This window comes from Variovorax sp. GW821-FHT09D05, from assembly GCF_059416325.1.
Genome location: NZ_JBWKOZ010000001.1, coordinates 511,276 through 532,547 on the forward strand (window position 1 = coordinate 511,276; position 21,272 = coordinate 532,547).

At 66.0% G+C, this 21,272-nt stretch carries 18 protein-coding genes and 2 tRNA genes; 10 read left to right on the plus strand and 10 right to left on the minus strand.

What is annotated here, in order from left to right:
• Positions 1-48 precede the first annotated feature (48 nt).
• The 4 genes from AC07O3_RS02420 (at position 49) to AC07O3_RS02435 (ending at position 3,961) form a co-directional block, all read left to right on the plus strand.
• Positions 49-708: a response regulator gene (locus AC07O3_RS02420; RefSeq protein ID WP_093054459.1), complete on the plus strand. Its 660-nt coding sequence runs from the start codon at positions 49-51 to the stop codon at positions 706-708.
• Entirely contained in the window at positions 705-2,039 is a 1,335-nt protein-coding gene (locus tag AC07O3_RS02425) for an ATP-binding protein (protein ID WP_354336019.1), read from the plus strand. The genes AC07O3_RS02420 and AC07O3_RS02425 overlap by 4 nt, the downstream gene beginning before the upstream one ends.
• Positions 2,040-2,112: 73 nt before the next feature.
• On the plus strand, positions 2,113-3,600 hold the full coding sequence (locus AC07O3_RS02430; protein WP_093074861.1) for a DegQ family serine endoprotease: 1,488 nt from the start codon (positions 2,113-2,115) through the stop codon (positions 3,598-3,600).
• Positions 3,601-3,619: 19 nt separating this feature from the next.
• Positions 3,620-3,961: a hypothetical protein gene (locus AC07O3_RS02435; protein WP_093054465.1), complete on the plus strand. Its 342-nt coding sequence runs from the start codon at positions 3,620-3,622 to the stop codon at positions 3,959-3,961.
• A gap of 10 nt (positions 3,962-3,971) precedes the next feature.
• Here AC07O3_RS02435 and AC07O3_RS02440 read toward each other — a convergent pair whose 3' ends face one another.
• From AC07O3_RS02440 to AC07O3_RS02450, 3 genes are all read right to left on the minus strand, one after another.
• Positions 3,972-5,840, minus strand: coding sequence for a sensor histidine kinase (locus AC07O3_RS02440; RefSeq protein ID WP_495338491.1), 1,869 nt, complete (start codon positions 5,838-5,840; stop codon positions 3,972-3,974).
• A 1-nt stretch (position 5,841) separates the two neighbouring features.
• Positions 5,842-6,546 carry a response regulator transcription factor gene (locus AC07O3_RS02445; protein ID WP_093074856.1) on the minus strand — a complete coding sequence of 235 codons (705 nt, stop codon included), beginning with the start codon at positions 6,544-6,546 and terminating at the stop codon, positions 5,842-5,844.
• 124 nt (positions 6,547-6,670) lie between these two features.
• Complete coding sequence (locus tag AC07O3_RS02450) at positions 6,671-7,657, minus strand: helix-turn-helix transcriptional regulator (RefSeq protein WP_495338492.1); 987 nt, start codon at positions 7,655-7,657, stop codon at positions 6,671-6,673.
• 87 nt (positions 7,658-7,744) lie between these two features.
• On the opposite strand from AC07O3_RS02450, the gene AC07O3_RS02455 reads away from it, so the two are divergent.
• Positions 7,745-8,149, plus strand: coding sequence for a GFA family protein (locus AC07O3_RS02455; protein ID WP_093054473.1), 405 nt, complete (start codon positions 7,745-7,747; stop codon positions 8,147-8,149).
• 27 nt (positions 8,150-8,176) lie between these two features.
• Here the strand turns inward: AC07O3_RS02455 and AC07O3_RS02460 are convergent, their stop codons facing one another.
• Positions 8,177-9,082 carry a CsgG/HfaB family protein gene (locus tag AC07O3_RS02460; RefSeq protein WP_093054475.1) on the minus strand — a complete coding sequence of 302 codons (906 nt, stop codon included), beginning with the start codon at positions 9,080-9,082 and terminating at the stop codon, positions 8,177-8,179.
• Between the two features lie 227 nt (positions 9,083-9,309).
• Between AC07O3_RS02460 and AC07O3_RS02465 the strand changes: the two genes are divergently transcribed.
• Entirely contained in the window at positions 9,310-9,528 is a 219-nt protein-coding gene (locus tag AC07O3_RS02465; protein WP_093074850.1) for a hypothetical protein, read from the plus strand.
• Between the two features lie 27 nt (positions 9,529-9,555).
• Here the strand turns inward: AC07O3_RS02465 and AC07O3_RS02470 are convergent, their stop codons facing one another.
• Both AC07O3_RS02470 and AC07O3_RS02475 read right to left on the minus strand, forming a co-directional pair.
• Positions 9,556-9,957: a GreA/GreB family elongation factor gene (locus AC07O3_RS02470; protein ID WP_093074847.1), complete on the minus strand. Its 402-nt coding sequence runs from the start codon at positions 9,955-9,957 to the stop codon at positions 9,556-9,558.
• Between the two features lie 369 nt (positions 9,958-10,326).
• Positions 10,327-11,190 carry an AraC family transcriptional regulator gene (locus tag AC07O3_RS02475; protein ID WP_495338493.1) on the minus strand — a complete coding sequence of 288 codons (864 nt, stop codon included), beginning with the start codon at positions 11,188-11,190 and terminating at the stop codon, positions 10,327-10,329.
• A gap of 191 nt (positions 11,191-11,381) precedes the next feature.
• Between AC07O3_RS02475 and AC07O3_RS02480 the strand changes: the two genes are divergently transcribed.
• From AC07O3_RS02480 to AC07O3_RS02495, 4 genes are all read left to right on the plus strand, one after another.
• Positions 11,382-14,282: an autotransporter family protein gene (locus tag AC07O3_RS02480; RefSeq protein ID WP_495338494.1), complete on the plus strand. Its 2,901-nt coding sequence runs from the start codon at positions 11,382-11,384 to the stop codon at positions 14,280-14,282.
• Positions 14,283-14,290: 8 nt separating this feature from the next.
• Positions 14,291-15,451 carry a hypothetical protein gene (locus tag AC07O3_RS02485; protein ID WP_495338495.1) on the plus strand — a complete coding sequence of 387 codons (1,161 nt, stop codon included), beginning with the start codon at positions 14,291-14,293 and terminating at the stop codon, positions 15,449-15,451.
• A 72-nt stretch (positions 15,452-15,523) separates the two neighbouring features.
• Positions 15,524-15,775: an excisionase family protein gene (gene xisR / locus AC07O3_RS02490; RefSeq protein ID WP_495338496.1), complete on the plus strand. Its 252-nt coding sequence runs from the start codon at positions 15,524-15,526 to the stop codon at positions 15,773-15,775.
• A 411-nt stretch (positions 15,776-16,186) separates the two neighbouring features.
• Entirely contained in the window at positions 16,187-16,948 is a 762-nt protein-coding gene (locus tag AC07O3_RS02495; RefSeq protein ID WP_495338497.1) for a DUF5343 domain-containing protein, read from the plus strand.
• A gap of 1,021 nt (positions 16,949-17,969) precedes the next feature.
• Here the strand turns inward: AC07O3_RS02495 and AC07O3_RS02500 are convergent.
• From AC07O3_RS02500 to AC07O3_RS02515, 4 genes are all read right to left on the minus strand, one after another.
• On the minus strand, positions 17,970-18,698 hold the full coding sequence (locus AC07O3_RS02500) for a hypothetical protein (protein WP_495338498.1): 729 nt from the start codon (positions 18,696-18,698) through the stop codon (positions 17,970-17,972).
• A gap of 81 nt (positions 18,699-18,779) precedes the next feature.
• Positions 18,780-18,855: transfer RNA gene (locus tag AC07O3_RS02505), tRNA-Asn, on the minus strand.
• A 163-nt stretch (positions 18,856-19,018) separates the two neighbouring features.
• Positions 19,019-19,094: transfer RNA gene (locus AC07O3_RS02510), tRNA-Asn, on the minus strand.
• A 49-nt stretch (positions 19,095-19,143) separates the two neighbouring features.
• Positions 19,144-21,270, minus strand: a complete 2,127-nt coding sequence (locus AC07O3_RS02515; RefSeq protein ID WP_495338499.1) for a TonB-dependent siderophore receptor — start codon at positions 21,268-21,270, stop codon at positions 19,144-19,146.
• Positions 21,271-21,272: the final 2 nt, after the last annotated feature.

Genomic DNA, 21,272 nt, shown 5'->3' on the forward strand with positions numbered 1-21,272 from the left:
GAACTTTGGCCGTGGCCCGCGCCTCGAACCCCCGAAACGGACACAACCATGCGACTCCTCCTTCTAGAAGACGACGTGATGATCGGCGAGGCTGTACTCGACCTGCTGCGCGCCGAACAGTACGCGGTGGACTGGGTAAAAGACGGCGAAGCCGCCGAATCGGCCCTGCGCACGCAGCAATACGATCTCGTGATGCTCGACCTCGGCGTGCCGCGGCGCGACGGCCTCGAGGTGCTGCGCAACCTGCGCGCACGCAAGCAGCGGATGCCGGTGCTGATCGCCACCGCGCGCGACTCGGTGCAGCAGCGCATCGAAGGCCTCGATGCAGGCGCCGACGACTACGTGCTCAAGCCCTACGACCTCGACGAACTGCTGGCCCGCATCCGCGCCCTGTTGCGCCGCGCGGCCGGGCGCGCCGAGCCGGTGTACGAGCACATGGGCGTGAGCATCAACCCGGCCACGCGCGAAGTCACCGTGGCCGGCCAGCCGGTGGTGCTGTCGGCGCGTGAATGGGCCGTGCTGGAGCCCCTGCTCGCGCGGCCCGGCATGGTGCTGTCGCGTGCCCAGCTCGAGGAAAAGCTCTACAGCTGGAAGGACGAGATCAGCAGCAACGCGGTCGAGGTCTATGTGCACGGCCTGCGCAAGAAGCTCGGCGCCGAATTGATCCGCAACGTGCGAGGCGTCGGCTACATGGTGCCGAAGGTATGAGGAGGGCGCTGACCGGATCGCTGCGTGCACGGCTGCTTTGGTTCCTGCTGGCGGCCATCGTGCTCGCCGCGGGGGCGCAGGCGCTGGTGGCCTACCGCACGGTGCTCGCCGAGGCCGACGACATCTTCGACTACCACATGCAGCAGATGGCGCTTTCGTTGCGCGCAGGCCTACCGCCGAGTGCGGCGGTAGGCGGCATCGGCACCGGCGAACAGAATTTCGATTTCGTCGTGCAGGTGTGGACAGCCGAAGGCGTGCGCATCTTCGAATCCGCCGAAGAGGCCGCGCTGCCGCAGCTAGCGGTGCTGGGATTTGCCGACGTGCACGCGCGCGGCACCACCTACCGCGTGTTCTCGATGCAGACGCGCGGGCTGGTGATCCAGGTGGCGCAGGACATGGCGGCGCGGCGCCACATGGCCGGCACGCTGGCCTTGCGCACCATTGCGCCGGTGGCGCTGATGGCGCCGCTGCTGATGCTGGTCGTGTGGTGGGTCGTGAGCCGGTCTCTCGCCCCCGTGGCGCGCGTGCGCAAGCAGGTAGCGTCGCGTCAGGCAGACGACCTGTCGCCGGTGAGCGAAGAGAACCTGCCCGAGGAAGTACGTCCGCTGGTGCAGGAGCTGAACCTGCTGTTCGACCGCGTGCGCCATGCCTTCGATGCGCAGAAGCACTTCGTCGCCGATGCCGCGCACGAACTGCGCTCACCGCTGGCTGCGCTGAAACTGCAGGTGCAAGGCCTGCAGCGCGCGCCCGACGATGCGTCGCGAGACCTCGCCGTGAGCCGTCTGGTGGCGGGAATCGACCGTGCCACGCGGCTCGTCGAGCAGATGCTCGCGCTGGCCCGGCACGAGGCCAGCATGGCGGCCGGTGCCAAGCCCGAGCCGGTCGATCTGTCCGAGGTTGCGCGGCTCGCGGTGTCCGATGCCGTGGCGGCAGCGCAGGCGCGTGGCATCGACATCGGCATCGCCCATGCCGATGCGGCCGTGGTCAACGGCCAGTCAGAGGCCTTGCGAATGCTGCTGCGCAACCTGCTCGAGAACGCGATCAAGTACACGCCCATCGAGGGCCGGGTCGACATCGGCATCACCCGCCAGGGCGACGCGGCCGAGCTCACCGTGGACGACAGCGGGCCGGGCCTGCCGCCCGACGAACGCGAGCGCGTGCTCGACCGTTTCTATCGCTCGGGCGAAACGCAGGCGCCCGGCAGCGGCCTGGGCTTGGCCATCGTCAAGTCGATTGCCGACCTGCACGGGGCGACGGTGGCGCTCGACCAGTCGCCCAGCCTCGGCGGCCTGCGCGTGCTGGTGCGCTTTCCCGCGGGCCGGGGCGTTTAAGCGGCGCTTAAGTCAGACCGACGACATTCCTTTCATCGTTTTGGCGCCCAAGCGCCCTGAAAGGAACCGACAAATGAACTCCCGTCTGACTTCGCCCCGCGCCCTGGTGATTGCACTGGCGAGCGCGGGCGTGATCGGTGCCGTTGGTGCCGGTGCCTACACCAGCGCCCGTGCCGTGGGCACGCCGACTACCAATGCCACCGCCGTGGCGCCCGCGGCCATGGTCACGCTGCCCGACTTCTCGACCATCACCTCGCGCGACGGCCCGGCCGTGGTCAACATCAGCGTGACCGGCACCATGAAGGCCTCCGACGACGAGGCAGCCGCCGAGATCCAGGGCATCGACCCCGATGACCCGATGTTCCAGTTCTTCCGCCGCTTCCAGGGCCAGATCAATCCGCGCGGCCAGCAACAGCAGCAGCGCGAAGTGCCGGTGCGTGCGCAGGGCTCGGGCTTCATCGTCGACCCCAGCGGCATCATCATCACCAATGCCCACGTCGTGAAGGACGCGAAGGAAGTCACCGTCAAGCTGACCGACCGCCGCGAATTCCGCGCGAAGGTGCTCGGCGCCGACGCCAAGACCGACATTGCGGTGCTCAAGATCGACGCCAAGAACCTGCCCGTGCTCGCGCTCGGCAACACCAAGGACCTGAAGGTCGGCGAATGGGTGCTGGCCATCGGCTCGCCCTTCGGCTTCGAGAACACCGTGACGGCCGGCGTGGTGAGCGCCAAGGGCCGCTCGCTGCCCGACGACAGCTACGTGCCCTTCATCCAGACCGACGTGGCCGTGAACCCCGGCAACTCCGGCGGGCCGCTGCTCAACACGCGTGGCGAAGTGGTCGGCATCAACTCGCAGATCTACAGCCGCAGCGGCGGCTACCAGGGCGTGTCGTTCGCCATTCCGATCGACGTGGCGATCCAGGTGAAGGACCAGATCGTCGCGACCGGCAAGGCCACGCACGGCCGGCTCGGCGTGGCGGTGCAGGAAGTGAACCAGGCCTTTGCCGATTCGTTCAAGCTCGACAAGCCCGAAGGCGCGCTGGTCTCGAACATCGAGAAGGGCGGCCCCGGCGACAAGGCGGGCCTGAAGGCGGGCGACGTGATCCGCAAGGTCGACGGCCAGGCCATCGTGTCCTCGGGCGACCTGCCCGCGGTGATCGGCCAGCAGGCCCCGGGCAAGAAGGTCACGCTCGAGGTGTGGCGCCAGGGCGAACGCCAGGAGCTGCAGGCCAAGCTCGGCGACGCGAGCGAGAAGCCCGCCAAGGTCGCGAAGGCCGATGCCGACGTGGGGCAGGGCAAGCTGGGCCTGGCGCTGCGTCCGCTGCAGCCGCAGGAAAAGCGCGAGGCCGCTGTCGAGAACGGGCTGCTGATCGAAGACGCGGCCGGTCCCTCGGCGCAGGCCGGGGTGCAGGCGGGCGACGTGCTGCTGGCCATCAACGGCACGCCGGCACAGAGCGTGGAGCAGGTGCGCGAGGTGGTGGCCAAGGCCAGCAACAAGTCGGTGGCGCTCTTGATCCAGCGCGGCGAAGACAAGATCTTCGTGCCGGTTCGCATCGGCTGATCGAAGGGACGACGGCCCGATGAAGCCGCCAGGCAAGCTTCAGCTGGAAGTGATCCACGAACGCTCGCCGGCCGGCGGCCTCTCGGCGCACATCCTGCCCACGTCGGCCACCATGATCGGCGTGTGCATGACCGTGATGTCGATCGGGCACCTCGGGCCGCGCGACGACATGCGGCTGCTGATCGATCGCCTGCTGGCCGTCGACGCGCTGGTCTTCCTGGCCAGCGCGCTGCTGTCTTTCATCTCGATGCGCGCCCGCAGATCGGGTGCGCGGCTCGAAGCCTGGGGCGAGATGGTCTTCATCGCCGGCCTTGGCCTGCTGGCGCTGGGGGCGGTGACGCTGGCGTTCGCGCTGCGCTGAAATAAGCCCCTCAGGCCCGTGCGCAGGGCCAGTCGAGCTGCATGCGTGCTCCCCCGGTTGCTGGGTCCACCGTTTCGATCTGCAGCCGCGCGCCGATGGACTGGGCTCGCGCATGCATGTTCGCGATGCCGTGTCCCCTGTGCCCACCACCGGGGGGCGCCGTCGGCAGGCCGCGTCCGTTGTCCGTGAGCACGATGCGCACCAGCGTCGGAGTCTCGTCGCCATGCCAGCTCGCATGCATCACGATGCGCGTGGCCGTCGCGTGCTTCAGCACGTTGGTGAAGGCTTCGAGCAGGATGCGCTGCAACTGCAGGGCCGCCCGTGCGGCGAAGGGCTCCAGCGGCGGAATGACTTCCACGTCCCACACCAGCTCGATGCCGGCTGCGTCGAGCCGCGGCTGCAGGCGGTAGCGCAGGGTGGCCAGCACGGTCGGCAGGTCGTCGTGCGTGGGCTGCAGCGAATCGACGGCCATGCGCATTTCGTCGAGCGCGAGCTTCACGTGCTCCTCGATCACGGCGCGGTCCGGCTTGGCCTGCGTCACCACGTTGAGCAGGCCCACGAGCTGCGAGCCCACGCCGTCGTGGATCTCCCGCATGATGCGCTGGCGCTCCAGCAGCACGGCCTGTTCCTGATTCTGCTGGCGCACGGTTTCGAAGGCGCTGCGCAACTGATCTTCGCGCTCCGCCACGCGGGCCGCGAGGTTGGTGTTGAGCGCGCGGTAGTCGGCCACGGTGCGGCTGTAGCGCTCGACCACGAGGCCGGCCAGGATCATCACGAAGAAGAACATCGCGTGCGCCGTCAGCGTGAAGTAGGCGCCGCCGAAGAGACCCATGCGCACCAGCAGCAGATCGTGCGCGCCGGCCAGGATGGCCAGCGTGCCCGCCGCCATCAGCACGCCCGCGATGCGCCGCCGATCCACCAGCGCGCCGTACACCACGTAGGGCAGGCAGACGATGCTGGTCAGCTGCAGGACGACCAGGCCGGCGGTCCACAGCGAAGGCCGCGCAAAGGCGAAAGAGGCGCAGGCCAGCGTGACCGACAGCGCGAGTGCGGCGTGGATCGAGCGCACCAGCCACGGCGGATTGCGCTCGAGCACCAGCAGCACGAAGCGCGCGATCAGCCCGATGTGGCAGGCATAGCAGACCGCCACCACGGCGCCCCACAGCGGCCAAGGAATCGGCACGTCGGGCCACACGCGGTCGAGGTTGCGCGCCACGCCCGATAGCGCGGCCAGCGCGAAGCAGCCGTAGAGCGCATCGCGCTGGCGCAGCCACAGGCCGCCGGCAATGCCGCCCATCAGCAGCAGGCTGACGGCATACACGATGGCCGAGGTGTTGCGCCAGCTTTGCCGGTCGCGATAGAGCACCGCGAGCGAGGCCTCGGTGCCGTACTGGACGCTGGCCAGCCCCGCGCCGCGCTGGCGCTGGATGGTCGTGCGCACGACCAGCGACTGCGGCTGGCCCGTCCGGTGCAGCACGGCCGGGACCGGAACCAGCAGGTTGCTCTTGGTCGCGTCGTGCTTCGGCACGCCCAGCGTGCCGAAACTGGCCACCAGCGCGTCGTTGAACGAGATCGCCACCTGGTTGCCCGCGCCCGACATCAGCAGGGCCGCGGGTTCATCGCCCGGCACTGCGGCGGCAGGCAGGTCGATGCGGTAGGTCGCCTTGCCCCCGAGGCCGGGAAATTCGTGGTCCCAGCGAAAGGGCAGCTGCACCCAGCGCCTCTGTGCAGGCAGGCCATCAGGTTCGAGCGTGGCCTCGGCCGAGCTTATGTCGATGGTGGAGCCGGGCGTCCCGGCGGCATGGGCGTGGACGCCCGCCAGCGCAAGCCACAGGCACAGCAGCGCCGCAAAGAGCTGGCGATGAATGCCGCCGGCCACACTAGGGAAGCCAACCGAGGTTGCGCGCCTCGAACACCGCTTCCGATTTGTTGTGCACATCCAGCTTGCCGTAGATATTGCGGATATGGGTTTGGACCGTCGACGCCGAGACTCCCATCTGCGTTCCGACTTCGACATAGGTGAAACCACGAGAGACCAGGTCGAGCACCTCGAACTCGCGCGGCGACAGGCGTTCGGGAGCGATCGCCGAAGCGCTCGGCGCGGTGCTGGCGGGCTTGGCGGCTGCCGGTTGCTGTTGCCGCGGGGCTCCGCCCGAATGAGCCTGCCAGCGCCGCAGCAGCTTGCGCGCGATCACCGGCGACATCGGCGAGCCGCCGGCGCGCAGGTGGCGGATGTGGGTGGCGAGGTCGGCCTCGGTGCCGTCCTTCAGCAGGTAGCCGCTGGCGCCGGCTTCGAAGGCCTGGACCATGTTGGCCTCGTCGCCGAAGATCGACAGCACCATCACCGCGCAGGCCGGCTGCATATTGCGGCACTGGCTGATCACCTGCAGCCCGGGGCGGTCGGGCAGGCCGAGGTCGACCAGCAGCACGTCGATGGGGTTGTCGACCAGCCAGCCGAGGATGTCGGCGGCGTTGGAGGCGCTGTAGGCCAGGCTCAGCGACGGGTCGGCATCGACCACGCGCGAGATGCGCTCGCGCATGCCGGTGTCGTCTTCGACGAGGGCAACCTGTGTTTCTGCGGTCATGCTCGCGCCGGCCCGGGTAGGCTGTATGCGCTCATGCAGGACGTGGGGGCGAGGCGCATGGAGAAGGCTCTGGGTTGCTGCTGGATGGCGCAAAGAGTAGAGGGCGGCCCACGTGCCGCCCATCCTATATACGGGGGAGGCGGCCCACCGCTTTCCGTGGCTTGCGTGCCGCCTTGCCGAGCCGGGCGGCCACGAGCGCCAGGTGCTCGACCAGTTCCTTCGGCGACTCGACCTCGAAGTCATGCGGCAGGCAGCCAAGCCAGACGGCCAGCGCGTCGAGCGAATTGGCGCCGGTGGCGATGCGCGTAGAGCCTTCGTCGATGGCCTGCGGCGTGCCACTGACCCAGCCGAGGTACGGCTCGAGCGCCTTGGCAGATGCATGCACCACGACCTGCGCATGGTGCATATAGGGCGACACCTGCAGCGCGTGTTCCATGTAGGCCGCGACGTCGCCGTGGGGCAGTCGGCGCGGCGTGAATCGCGCGCCGGTGGGCGCGGGTTCGACGATGCGGTCGAGGCGGAAGGTGCGCCAGTCCTGCCGCGTCGTGTCCCAGGCGAGCAGGTACCAGCGCTGCCCGGTCTGCACCACGCGGTGCGGCTCCACCGTGCGTTCGGTGACGGCGTCGTGGTGGTCGCGGTAGCCGAAGCGCAGTTCGAGCCGGTCGGTGCACGCCTCGGCAAGAAAGGACACGGCCTTCAGGCGCACCGGCGACTTGCCGCGCAGCACCGGCACCACCGACGCGCGCACGCTGTCGAGCCGGCGGCGCAGGCGCGGCGGCATCAACTGTTCGAGCTTGGCCAGCGCGCGCATCGAGGCGTTCTCGATGTCGCCCGCGGCGCCGACCGGGTTGCCCAGGCCGAGCGCGACGGCGATGGCTTCTTCGTCCTCCAGCAGCAGCGGGGGCAGGGCAGTGCCCGCGCCCAGCCGGTAGCCGCCTGCCACGCCGGAGGTGGAGTCGACCGTGTAGCCGAGGCTGCGCAGGCGGTCCACGTCGCGGCGCAAGGTGCGCTCGGTGATTTCGAGCCGGGCGGCGAGTTCGGCGCCCGTCCAGGAGCGTTGTGCCTGGAACAACGAAAGAAGCCGGATCAGGCGTGCAGAGGCAGACAGCATGTGCGCATGATGCCCGCGATCGAGGACAGAATCTGTCCGCAATGGGTCGTAGCCTTGGCTTTCATCTCAACCCCGGGACACAGACCCATGAAGAAGACATACAACGGCAGCTGCCATTGCGGCAAGGTTCGCTTCCAGGCCCTGATCGATCTCGCCGAGGGCACGGGCAAATGCAATTGCTCGATCTGCACCAAGGCCCGCGCATGGGGCGCGATCGTGAAGCCGGAGGCCTTCACGCTGCTGTCGGGAGAAGAAGACTTGTCGCTGTACCAGTTCAACACGCACAGCACCGAGCACCTGTTCTGCAGGCACTGCGGCATCCGGTCGTTCGGGCGTGGCAATGTGCCCGAGATCGGTGGTGCCTATGTCAGCGTGAACGTGAGCTGCCTGGACGACGTCACGCCGCAAGAGCTGTCGGCGGCACCCGTCCGGTACATGGACGGGCGCAACAACAACTGGTTCGAGCCGCCGGCCGAAACGCGCTACCTCTGAACGAGGCGGGCCGGCCGGCGATGTGCGCTACTGCGCCTGCTTGCTGCTGCGGCGCTGCTGCTTTGCTGCTCCCGGCGCCGAGGTTTGCGAGGGCGCCGCACCGCCGTCCACGCCCAGGCGGCCGCCACCGCCGAGGCCCTGGCCGCGCACCGTCTGCGCCTTGTAGTTGCGCAGCGAGCGGACCATCTGGTTGAACGCGTCCATGAAGGCCGCGGCAATCACCTTGCCCTGCGGCGTGCGCGTGTAGCCGCCAATGCCGCCCGCGGCGGAAAGGCCGCCCAGGCCCGCAAAGCCCGCGAAGTCGGTCTTGGAGGCGCTGCCTTCGGCGGCTGCAACCTGCACGCCCGAGCGGTTGTCGATCAGGGTCAGCAGCGCGCTGGCTTCCTTGGTCTGCATGCTCGCGCCCAGTTGGGCGATGGCGCGGCCGCGGCCGCCACCCACCAGGCCGCCAAGAGCGCCACCCAGGCCGCCGGCGTCGCTGTTGCTGAAGACGATCTCGGGCGACAGGCCGTAGTCGGACGCCACCATCTGGCCGCGCCCGAAGTTGCTGCCGCCGCGCATCTCGCCCGACTGCATCAGCGCGCGCTCGCGCGTCATGGCGTTCATGCCGGCTGCACCACGCTCGACCACCACGAAGCAGTTCGATTGCTGCACCAGCAGGCGCAGCAGGTTGGCAGTGGGAGGCAGCTTGTATTCGCCGGTGAGGATGGTGTACCAGCCGGCATTGACGTTCTCGATCAGCGAGACCGTGCCGAGCGGCGAATCGCAGCGCTCGAGCTGGCTGCTTTCGCCGGAGGTTGCGCTGCCTGCGGCGCTGCCGGTGGCCACGGTCTTGGCCGACTGGCTGCCCATTTGCATGTCCATGGTCTGGCAGCCTGAAAGGGCCAGCAGGCCCGCGAGTGCACTTGCGAGAGAGAGTTTGGAAAAAGCCATGTCCGATCTGTCAGGTGAAAAGAATGAGATGCCCGGTGCGGACGTCGCTTGATCAAGACCGAAGATGGAATTGCCATGGCCTGTTCGACCTCCCGATTCGACGCGCCGCTGGCGACCGCGCGAACATACATTCCGCGTGTCCGGTGCACCAGTGCCGAAAGTCATGGGCATGCGGGCGTGGCCCACCCGGCAGCTACAGTCGAGCCTTCACTCCGAGGAGCTTTCAGATGGCAACCAGGAAGAACGTCGTTGGAGAAGCGGCAGCGGAACTGACCCGCCAGCAGGTGCAGCAGGCCCTGGCCATCGCAGGGGCCTCGAACTTCGCCGGAGCCGCCGACCCGGCTTTCGTCGGCTCCATCCTGGTGGCCCTGGCCGTCAACACGAGCGCTGTGAGCGCGACCATCGACAGCGCAAAGGACCGCACCAGCGTCGTCATGAAGCACTGATCGACCGGCCTGGAGGCACGGGCATCGTCAACGCGTGTATTCGCCGTTGGCCTCGGGCTGGAACAGCACAGCGACCACGCGCGCCGCGCCTTCCGCGCCGTTGGGCATCTGCCAGCGTGCGAGCGTGCCTGTTCTCACTCCCAGCAGGCCGATACCTACGGGTGACAGCACCGAGACGAAGCCCTCACCCGGCTGCGCGTCGCCGGGGTAGCAGAGGGTGATCTTCTGCCGTTGGTGCGTGGCAGGGTCTTCCACCTCCACCTGGGAATTCATCGTCACGATGTCCGGAGGGACCTCGCGCGAGGGCAGCACGTCCGCTGCGTCGAGAAGCTCGGTGAGCGCGGGCGGAAGCTGCTGGTCCTGCAGTTTGCCGAGACGGACGAAGTCGAGTTCGGTGAGCGTGCGCTCCCCGTGAATGGTTGCAAGCATGAAGCACTCCAGTTGAATGCGACCTGCCCTGTACAGGAGAAGGGCGAAGTCGCTGCCGCGCGGCGGGTGCCCGGCGGTCAATGGTTCGCGCATCAAGAAGGAAGGTAGCGGACCGCCGGGCTCAGGAAAGTGCGCAGGTGTGTCGCAAGACCGCCGTAGTCGCCGCGGCGACAACATCCGCGCGACGGCCTGCCGCTGCCTGGGGCAGGGCTGCGCGTGCAGGGTGTTTGCGGTACACGGACGAGGGGGCCATCCGGACGAGTGTAGGGACGTGCTGCGAGACCATCAAGCAATGGCCTCACGTGCCTTGCCGATAAGCGCGGTGTGGTCCAAGGTGTTGTCTGAGGAAAGCCAGCACCTGCGACAAGGTCACGAAGCGCTCGCGCGGCGGATGGGAATCAGCAGATCGGTGCGCAGTTCGGACGGCGAGACCTTGCGGGACGAGTTCAGGTAGTGCTCCAGCGTGGGCCGGTCGTCCGGCTCGTAGCCGCTGGCCGGCAGCCACCGGACATAGAGGGCGCGCACGGCCGCGTTGATCTGGGAGTACGGGCCGGCCAGGCGGTGCACGGCGTAGCAGCCACCGGGAATGTCGAGCATCTGGACCTCGGCGTCTTCCGGCCAAGGGTCGGGCGATGCGACGGCGGCGTAGTACCTGAAGCTGGCCGAGTCTTCGGGTTCGTTGAACGAGGCGCCCCACCGGTCCGAGATGACTCGCCCACCGGCCTGCAGGCGCAGCCGCCGATGGGTATGGGGAATGGTCGCGAATGACCCCTGGTGCCGCAGCGCGTGCAGCCGCTGCGCCGGGCACTCGACGATCCGCACGGCCGGTGCAGCGCCTTCGTTGTTCTCACCGGAACGCGGCAGCGCATCGACGTCGAGGATCGCCCGCGACATCTGCTGCTGGAATGCGCGCGGCGACTGTCCGGTGAACTGGCCGAAGGCGCGCGTGAAGGCTTGCGGGCTTTCGTAGCCCACGGCCAGCGCGACCTGCGTGACGCTCTGGGTGCCGGCTTCCAGCAGGCGGGTGGCGAGCGCCAGCCGCACGCGGCGGACCGTGGCGGCCACCGTTTCGCCGGCCACGCTTGCGTAGACGCGGTGGAAGTGAAAGGGCGAGAAGTGCGCGAGCCGCGCGAGGTCTTCGAGCCGGTGATCGGCCATCGGGTCCGCGACGATGGCCGCGACCGCGCGCGCCACGCGGGCCCGGTAGTCCTGCTCGGTTCGACGGCTTTCCATGCGCGGGAGTTTGCGCGCTTCGCGGGGCCGGTACTTAGCCGACTTTGCGCATATTCAAAAAGATGCCAGGGCTTGCTGATCTACCCGAAGAAAGGCTCCAAACGCGGATTTGTTCACAATTGAAAACATTGGTTCTAATTTAGAGTTGCAATCTGTCACGCCATAGTCGTGGCGTGGATCTGGAGCCGTCTTTGAAGCACCCGCACTTCTTCGCCCCTGGCGTCCTTCCCCGCACATGCCTTTCCGTCGCATTGCTGCTGTGGCTGGGCAGCAATGCGACGGCGGCCTGCACCAGCACTTCGGGCGTGAGACTGCAGGCCACGGCGGGCTCCGTGTGCAGCGCGGCCGGCAGCTACGGCAGCAGTGGCGTGCCCGGAGGCCAATCAGCACTGGGCGCATCGGGCGGCGGCATCGTCAATGCCGCGGGCCTCATCACCATGACGATGTCCCAGAGCGGCATCAACGGCGTGTACGCGACTGGCACCGGCTCGCAGATCAACCTGCTCGGTGGCCTGACGCTGGACCGCCCCGGCGCAAGCACGGGCATTCGCGGCCTGCGCGCGGCGAGCGGGGGCACCGTCACCGTGAACGGGCCGTTGTCGATCACGCTGTCCAACGGGGCCAGCAACTACGGCATCTACGCGGAGCTGGCGAACACCCGCGTCATCCTGAACGGCGACACCAGCATCACCATGGGAGCCGGGGCTTCGTACTCTCCCGGCATTCGCATGACTACGGGGGCGAGCCTCGTGTCGAACGGTGCGATGGTCATCAGCGCGGCAGGCGATTCGAGGTCCGATGCGATCGCGACCGATCTTGGCGGCACTGCGCAACTCAACGGCAGCCTGAACCTGAGCGTGAGCGGCCAGCAGGCCTCGGCGCTCAAGATCACCAGCGCCGGAACCATCACCTACACGGGCACGGCAAGCCTGAACAACTCGGGCCTCAACGGGTCGGGCATCCGTGCGGTCACGGGCGGCGTGGCAACGGCCGCCGCATCGTCGAGCACCACGATCCATTCGAGCGGCATCAACAGCATCGGCATCTCGGTGCGCGATGCCGGCTCGCAGGTGAACCTGGCGGGCCCAGTGACGATCCAGGCCACCGGCGTCACTCAGGCGAACACGCCAAGCGGCACGCAGGAGTCGTACGCCGCGGGCCTGCTGGTCACCGGCGGCGGCGCGATCAACGCGACGGGCTCGCTCGCGATCACCACCACCGACGCCAGCAGCTACGGCGCCGCGATGCTCGCCAGCAGCCCTTCGATCAGCGCCACCGGCACCGGCTCCATCACCGCCGCTGGCAGTGCGCTGGGCTTTCTCTCGGGCTCGGGCCAGACGGCAAGCTTCGACGGCTTTGCAATCACAAGCGCATCGGGCGACCTCGTGCGCGTCGATGCAGCCACTGGCGCGGTGCTCACATTGAAGAACACGAGCGCCACCGCCAGCAGCTCCGGCAACCTGCTGCAGGCACTAAACGGCAGCAGCCTCACTTTCACCGCCGATCGCAGCACGCTGAGCGGCAACGTCGTGACGGACACCACCAGCGTCGTCGACATGCGCCTGTTGAACGGTTCCAGCCTCGCGGGCAGCATCGATCCGGTGGACCTCACCGTCGATGCCACGAGCCGCTGGACGATGACAGGCAGCTCGTCGCTGAGCAGCGTGACGCTCGCGGGGCGAATCGACTTCCAGCCGCCGGGCTCTGCGGGCTCAGGCTTCGTGCCGCAGACGCTCACCGTCAACGGCAACTGGGTGGGGCAGGGCGGCATCGTGGGCATGCGCACTGCCCTCGGGGACTCCGGCTCACTGACTGATCGCATCGTCATCAACGCAGGCACCGTGAGTGGCACCACCACGCTGCAAGTGAGCAATGCAGGCGGCCTCGGCGCATTGACGACGGGCGACGGCATCATGCTCGTGAGCGCCATCAATGGAGCGACGACCACGGCGCAGACCACGAAGAATGGCTTCTCCTTGGCTGGCGGCCATGTGGACGCCGGCGCCTACGAGTACCGCCTCTACAGCGCGGACGCCTCAGGGGCCGGCGAGAACTGGTACCTGCGCTCGACCGCGCCGGCGACCGCGAGTCCGACAGGCCCGGCCACCGCGACCTTGCCAACCTACCGCGCCGAGGTTCCCCTGTTCGCCGCGCTGCCGTCGCAACTTCGGCGGGCCGATCTGGGGATGCTGGGCAACCTGCACCGGCGCATGGGCGATGGCGATGGTGTCGCGTCGAATGAAAGTGCGCCGCAGGGCCAGCGTGCCGCATGGGGCCGGCTGGTGTACGCCGACATCGACCTGCGCCAGCAGGGCACGGTCGCGCCCTCAAGCGACGGGCGCCTGCGCGGCTTCCAGACCGGTGTGGACCTGTATGCGCCAACGGGCTCGGCATGGCGCGCCGGTGTGTACGTCGGCCAGCTCGAAGGCCGCGTCGGCGTGCAAGGCTTTGCGCGTGGCGTGCAGGGCACTGTGGGCAGCAACGACCTGCGCTCGCGCTACCTGGCGGCCTACGCCACGTGGAAGGACGATGAGAACGATCGCTATGCCGACGCCGTCCTGCAGGGCGGCAGCCACCGCTACGGCGTTGAAGCGACGGGCAACCAGGCCAGTTGGGGCAAGGGCCGCAGCCTGCTGGCGTCGCTGGAGGTCGGACAGGCCTTCGGGCTCGCTCCGGGCTGGCGCATCGAGCCGCAGGCCCAGGTCGTCTATCAGAAGCTGAAGCTCGACGACGCAGTTCTCTCCGGTGCCAATGTGTCGCAGCAAACCGGTGGCGGTTGGCTAGGCCGCCTTGGCGTACGCGTGCGCGGTGAAGTTGCGACGGCCGCCGGCCTGCTGCAGCCCTATGCACGCCTGAACCTCTACAGCGCCAGCGCGGGCACCGACGTCGCGCAGTTCATCAACGCGGCGGCCGTCACGCGCATCGCAAGCGCCACCGCCTATCGCAGTGCTGAACTGGCGGGTGGCTTCACCCTGTCGCTTTCGCAGGCCACCAGTGTCTACGGCGAGATCGGCCGCCTCTACGCGTTGGGTGGCGACACGCGGGCAAAGTCGTCGCTGCAAGGGTCTGCTGGTGTGCGTGCGCGTTGGTAGCGTGGCGAATGCGCTTGATCAACTGCGCACCTCGCGTCTGCCTTGTGAAGCGAAGAAATGACGTCGACGTTCTCATTGCCACGCTCGACCGACTGGGCGCGAAGGGCCCGGAAACCGGCTTGGCGCTTGCGCAATCGCTCGACATGGCAACGGCCGCAGCGAGCACCGAGCGCGCGCTCAAGGCTGTGATCGAACGATACGAAGAGCTCGGGAGAACCGGTCGCCTGTCTGGTGACCAGGTTGCCGCCGGGCTTGAGAAGGCACGGGAGAAGATTGACGGACTGCTGCCCGGCGTCGGCAGCCTGCGCGAAGCCCTGCACGACTTCGGCCTGCGCTCTTCGGAAGAGATGCAGGCGACTGCTAGCTGGTTCGAAGAATCCTGGAAGATCATCCGCGACAGCGTCACCACGAGCCTAGACGACAAGATCGAGGCGTTCGAAAAGTATGCGACCGCCGCCATCGCGGCAAACAAGGGCGTGGAGACCTCCGAGATATTCCCGCAACGCGAGATGCTGCGCACGCGGCAGATCGCGACGCAAGGTGTGTCGCCGCCGAACGGCGCGCCGCTTCGACCGCAGCGCGCGCCAGCGCCGTCTCCGAAAGGACAGCCGCAGGGCAATCAACAGGGCGGCCGCAATGAAGACGGCAGTTATCAGCACAATGAAGACAGCCTAGGCATCATCGGTCCTAATCAAGAGGTGAATTCCAACCTTGGGGACACGCGCGAGGAACGTCTGGCGGGCCAGAACGCCGTCGACAACCGGCTGATGTCCCAACTGCGCGAAAAGCTGACGGCCGGCACCCTAGAGGCGGGAGACGTGGGGGCGCTCAAGACCGTGATCCAGTCGCTGAAGCAGAACGCACAGGTGAACGCTGATGTGATGCGCTGGAACCCGGGGGCCGTGACGCTGGAAGGCGCGCGCGACGATCGCGCTTGGCAGGCCACGCGAGCTCAATTCGAGAACGCCGTGGCGCGGCTGGAGAAACCCGCCAGCAGTGTCGCCGCGCCAGTGAAGACGCCAGCCCCGGCGGTAGGCGGCTCATCGCACACGGTGAACATCGACCTCGGGAATGGGCGCCGCGGCACATTCAACATGGCGTCCGAGAGCGATGCGTCAGGGATAGCGGGGTTTCTCTCGGAACTCGCCAATTCGAGAGGTTTGTCCTGATCGGTTTCGCGTGAAACCTCCGAGGTTTCACGCGAAACCTTAGCATCGCGCCCCAAACACACGAGGGCGATGATGAATGAGACACCGGACGAACTGTTGAAGCGCACGATTGCTGCATACCTTGCACGAGAGGCGGCAACCAACACGCCGCCGCCGGTATACCTCGCGCCCGACCGCTTCGTGACCGTGGCCATATACGCGGCCATAACCGGCCGCACGCAAAACTCGATCCGCATGAAGATTCGCGACGGCAAATGGCTCGACAAGCGCGAGTTCATCCGGGACCCGGACGGCACTGCGCTGATTGACCGCGAAGCCGTGTAGCTATGGGTTATGCGCGGTTCTTGACTCGACGCAGGAAGCGGGGGCCTACATGTGCTCACTACTTTCCATTCGTTTCCACTCATCTCTGCACTTATCCACACGTGCGCCAAATCGTCCAAACTCGCGAGAGAGTTCCCACGTGATGTCTGAATCCAGCTGATTTTCGACATTCATCCAATTTCACGTGAAACAACAGCGCTTGTAAGCTATTGATATCAGAAGACTTTTTCAAAATAGATTCGAATAAGGACGATTTCACGTGAAACACGTGATTTCGTGAGTCCCAGACGGAGTCGGTCCCGACGAACGTGTTCTTCACGAAATTTCTTGCAGATTTCGCACAAATCAGATTGAAGTCGTTACACTGCGATCCGTGCGCCAAAGTTCTAATTGGCGCGAAGGTTCGTGCACATGACCCAAATGCCTGAAAAGCCGAAGCTGACTCCGGCCTACGCTTCGTTCAAGTCGTTCAACACGTTTTTCGAAGCGCGGCGGGATGATGGCCACATCACCACGGTCGTCGATCGCTCGCTGATGTCGAATTTCGCCGGCTCCACAGCCGGCGAGCTCCTCGCGTCGATGAAATATCTCGGCATGATCGACGAGAAGGGCACGCCGAGCCCACTCTATGAGCAGTACGTGCTGGCAGACGACGAGACGCGTCTGCCCTTGCTGGCCAGTACGCTGCGCCGCTCCTACCCATACCTCTTCGAAACTGAGCGCTTCGACATCGAGCGGGCAACCAGCCAGCAGGTGGTTGAACTGTTTCGAGCGCAGGGCATCAGCGGTAGCACGCTCACCCGTTCGATCATGTTCTTCCTCGCCGCGGCAAAGCAGGCCGGCATCAAGGTGTCGCCGAACATCCGTGCTCCTTCCATGACCGCGCGCAACGGCAGCAGCAAGGTTAAGAAGGAGTCGGCTCCGCCACCTGCGCCAACTCCACCGGCAGTCGCGCCCGTGGACCGCTCGCCGCCGCTCAAGGATGTACAGGTTTTCGAGATCCCTATTCCGATCGGCCGCAAGGTGACGATCTCCATCCCGAACCAATTCAGTGCGGCGGACTGGGAGCTCTTTCAGACCATGCTGACCGCCTACGTGCAGCACTGGAAAACGCAAATGGCTGACATGCAGAAATCGCCGACAACAGAGAAGGAGGACGACGGTGAACTCTGAGCATGCTAGTAACGACAAAGGCCCCTAGGTATGAGCTAGGGGCCTTGTCAGGGTCTCGGTGGCGAACCAGCCAAAACCCCGTCTTTTGCAGGGACGGCCGCAGTGTACGCGCTGCTTGGAGTTGGGTGCAACGTCGCCGGGTGTTCTGTACAACACAGGAGGGACACCATGCGAGCCTGCTCGTATCCCCGCAGTGTGTATGTGCGCCCATACGTTCGCTTCCGCTTCGGCCGGCTTGAGAACGTGTGTGAGCACTGCCGCGGGATGCCTGGACAAATGCACCTGTTTTAGAACGGTGCCTCTACTGCCCGGCCACGGTCGGTGCCAACTCTGACAAGTTGGACAAAGCCCGCCTCTGTGCGGGCTTTTTTTGTCGCTCGCCTTTTGCTGGTGGACTCCTATCTGCTCATTGGCCGAAGGACTTACTCTTCGTCTTCATCGGGCTTCGGCTCCGGCGATCTTGCCCTCTGAATGAGACTGCGCAACCAAGCGATGCCGCCGGCATCCACCTTGGCCCATTGCGATGCAGTGAGACGAATCGAGCGTTGCTCTAGTCGGTCCTCGGGTTCTACAGGTGGGCGCCCTCGGCTGCGTTTCTCTTGTTCCATGCGGCGCAGTATAAATTATTTGTTGGGTCACAATAAATAGCTTGAAATCGCATATTTATTGAATCACAATAAATAGCCGAAGCAACATAAAGAAGCAAGTCATAACACGCGCCCAAACCGTCAGCGCCGCGTGCGCTGTGCAGATGTTGAATGAACTGAAGCGGGGGGGGCAGCACAGAGAGCGAACTCGCTGCACTCGCCGGCTTCGAGCAAACAACTGCGGAGCGATGGTTATCGCGTATGCAGATGATCGGCCGGGTGCGCGTCGGGGGGGCGCCGATGGGTTGGGCCCTTGGTACCGATGGGTCTCCGCGACAGATCAACAGGTCGTTGAATTTGCCGGGGCCTATGAGACTGCGAGAGATACAGCCTAGCGGGACGATGGCACGTGCCGCCTCTGTGCCTGACGAGTGTTAGGTTTCGATCTCAGGGGATCCGAGAACAGGCGGCTCGGCCGGCTTGTGTCCGATCGTTGGGGCACTGGCGTCGCTAGGCAATTCTTCAGCGCGCGCTTGAGTGCGCCAGACGATCCGCATGATTTCGTTGGCGCGATCGAATATTGGCTTTGCTTCGGTGCCGAACTTGCCAAGCGCCGCACCCGCGTCGCCGAACAAGCCCCAGAAGCGATCTAGACTCGACACCTTTTTGTGCAGTTCGGCCTGCATTTTTTCGAGCCGCGCCAGCAGGCGGTGCTTGTGGTCCTCGCTCAAAAACGCCGCCGTCGAAATTTGCACACGCAGTTCGTTCAGTAGCTCCTGAACCCGATCAAGGTCGCCCTGGGTGAACTCGTATGAAAACGACGTGCCAAGTGAAAGCCGAAACCTGGAACGCGTCGCTTCGATTTGCGCCTGATGGTCGAGGGATTCGCATTGCTTCAGAGCCTCGCGAAAGAAGCCGGCAATGGCCGAACAGTCCTGTTGCCGGTCTGTGGTCAGATCCGGCAAATAGGCCTCGAAAACGAACAATCCTGCCTGCTGCACTTCGACGAGCAGGGCGTACCCTTCGGTCAACGCCGCATACTCTGCCTCGCTCCACTCCATGCGTTCATCGTCGATCGCTGAAAGCACGACCTTGCACACAGAGAGGACGGAACGCAGCGGGTAGTTTCTGATCCCCGCAACAAACTTCTCATCGAACAACATGTGCGTGCCTTTCGCGCCTACACAGGCGCCTACATAGAAAAAGCCCGCTACCTAAAAGATAGCGGGCTTCCTTGTGCCTAGTGGCTCCTCGACCTGGGCTCGAACCAGGGACCTACGGATTAACAGTCCGGCGCTCTACCGACTGAGCTATCGAGGAACAAGCCTTAAATTATATGCAATGGATTTGTCGATCCTGGCTGGCTGGCTGCATTTTTTGCGTCGGTGCGATGACTGCCTGCAACACCTTCGCTACAGCGCAATTGAAAATGCCCCGCTACCTTTTGAGTAGCGGGGCATCCAGTTGCCTTGCGGCTTTTTAGTGGCTCCTCGACCTGGGCTCGAACCAGGGACCTACGGATTAACAGTCCGGCGCTCTACCAACTGAGCTATCGAGGAACAAGCCTTAGATTATAGCGTGCTTTTTTACGGCTTCTCAAGAGTGCGTTCAAAGCGCAACGCTCAGGCCCAGACGCAGCGTGCGCGGCGCACCCGGGAACAGATACACGTGGCTGAACTGGTAGGGCGATTCCTTCCAGTAGCGGCGGTCGAACAGGTTGTCGACGGCCAGCGTCCAGCTCGTGTTCACGCCGCGCAGCTTGGTGTCGTAGCGCAGCACCGCATCGACGCGCGTCCACGAAGGCAGCGTGATCGAACCATCGGGCAGCACGTTGCGCCGGCCCTCATACGAAAGCTGCCCCGCGATTTCAAGCCCCGGCACCGATGCGACGCGGTACGCAGCCTGCGCACGCAGCACTTCCTTGGGCACGTTGGTCGGCGACTGCCCATTGAGAGCCGGATTCGCAGTGCTGCCGCGCCGCTTGGCATCGATCACCGCGACGCTGCCGCCGATGCGCCACGGCCCCTGGCTCCATTGCGCACCGGCCTCCAGGCCGCGATGCACCGCGCGCCCGTCGTTGCGCACTTCGCAATAAGCGCCGCACAGGTCGATGTTGGTCATCGGCCGCGAGATGTCGAACCATGCCACTTGCCAGTTGAATGCCTCGCTGCCGCCCTTCAGGCCCAGTTCCCATTGGCGCGAGGTGAGTGCGGGCAGTGCCTGTCCCGCGTTGCTGTACTGCGAGACCCTGTTCGGCACGACCTGCGACTCGACACCCTTGCCCCAGCTTGCATAGGCCAGCAGCCCTGGCTGGATGGTGTAGCTCGCCGCGATCCACGGCGTGGTCACGTCCTGCTTGTACCCGGTCGGGCTCGATGCGTCGTTGCCGATGCTGCTGCGGTCGAGCCGCGTGTGGCGCACGCCGAGCCAGGTGGTGAAGCGATCGTTCCAGCGGATCGCGTCCTGCACCGACAGTTCGGTCGAGCGCTCGTCGCGGTTGGTCTGCGGCGTGGTGGCGTCTGGGCTCGCCGGCACCACGGCTGTGCCCCAGATGTTGCCGGTGCCCGCGTAGTTGTAGGCCTGGTTGTCGAAGCGGTTGCGCACGCGGCTTTGCAGCAGCCCGAAGCCGAGCTCGTGCCGCACGCTGCCCGTCATCACATTGCCCTTGAGGTTGAGGCTGCCCGCCGTCTGCGTGCGGCGCTCGTTGTCGCTGCGGAAGTCGTAGACGTCGAAGGTGCCGTCCGAGCAATACCGGTCGTAGTTGCCCTCGGCGCTGCAGCCGAAGGCGTAGGCCAGCCGGTCGTCGCTCTTCAGCCGCTGCTGGCCGATCTGCGCGCTCCAGCGCCAGTCGGCATTCAGCGCCTGGCTGAAGCGCACGGTGCCCGTCAGCGCCTTGAATACCGAGGGCTGCGACCACGGCTGGTTGTTGAGGTTGATGCGCGGGTCGACCGGCGCCGGCAGCACGTTGCCCAGCAGGCTGTAGCCATTCTGGCTCGGCTGCGTCTTGCGGCTTCGCTCGATCTCGAACTCCAGCACCGAGTCGCGCGTGATGCGCCAGTCGGCCGCGAGCGAGAAAAGGTTGCGGTTGCCGTCGAGGTTGTGCGTCAGCGGCTTGAGGTTTTCGCTCGCCACATTGAGCCGATAGCCGAACTGGCGGTCTTCACCGAAGCGCCCGCCGAGGTCGAGCGCGCCGAGCACGCTGCCACGGCTCGTGGTCTCGATGCGCACCGTGCGCAGGTCCTGCTCGGTGGGCCGCTTCACGACGTAGTTGACCAGCCCGCCCGGCGCGCTGGTGCCGGCCTGGATGCCGCTGGTGCCGCGCAAGATTTCGACGCGCTCCTTGTTGTCGAGCGGAATCGATGTCTCGGCGCTGATCGGCAGGCCTTCGCGCCGGTAGTTGAAGCGGTTGTCGAGCACGAAGCCGCGCACCGTGAGGTAGTCCCAGTAGCCTGCGGAGTTGTAGGCGTCTGTGACCGAGGCGTCGAACTGCGTGAGGTCGGCGAGCCGGCGTGCGCCGCTGTCGCGCAGCTGCTTGCTGTCGATCACCGTGGCCGAGATCGGCAGCTCGCGCAGCGGCACGTCGCCGAAGCCGCTCACGTCGGCTTGCGGCGCCGCGGCCGCATCGTTGACGGTGACTTCAGGCAGCGCGGCCTGTTGCGCGTTGGCGCTCCAGGCCGTGGCAAGAAGGGCGGCGGCGATGGCGCACGAGAGAGGCGAGAGGGTGTGTTGCTTCATTC